Origin of the sequence: Algoriphagus aestuariicola (assembly GCF_017254835.1) — a bacterium.
Classification (GTDB): Bacteria; Bacteroidota; Bacteroidia; order Cytophagales; family Cyclobacteriaceae; genus Algoriphagus; species Algoriphagus aestuariicola.
The window spans coordinates 1-255 of record NZ_JAFKCW010000095.1; the positions used below are offsets into that span (position 1 = coordinate 1).

1 protein-coding gene is annotated in these 255 nt (G+C 60.4%); it reads right to left on the minus strand.

The features are described 5' to 3' along the window. Positions 1–255, minus strand: a 255-nt coding sequence (locus tag J0A67_RS22965) for an MBG domain-containing protein (protein WP_206571714.1), incomplete at both ends; no start/stop codon positions are given.

Here is a 255-nt window from a genome sequence, read left to right on the forward strand (position 1 = left end):
CCGTGATCTCCAGATTGCCTTCCACAAAGCTCAGGTCGTAGTTGCTGCTCAAGGCCAAAGTGCCCTGCGTGATCGCGTAGTTGCCCACGTCCTCGCCCGCATCCCTGCCGAGCGCCCCGGTGAACGCATCGCTGAAGGCCAGGCTGCCCGAAGTAATCTGGTAGGTCAAGGCTGGATCCGCTTCGCCGTATACCTTGGTCTGGTCGTCCGCGGTCACCTCGATCGCCCTTTCTGTGATCTCCAGATTGCCTTCCA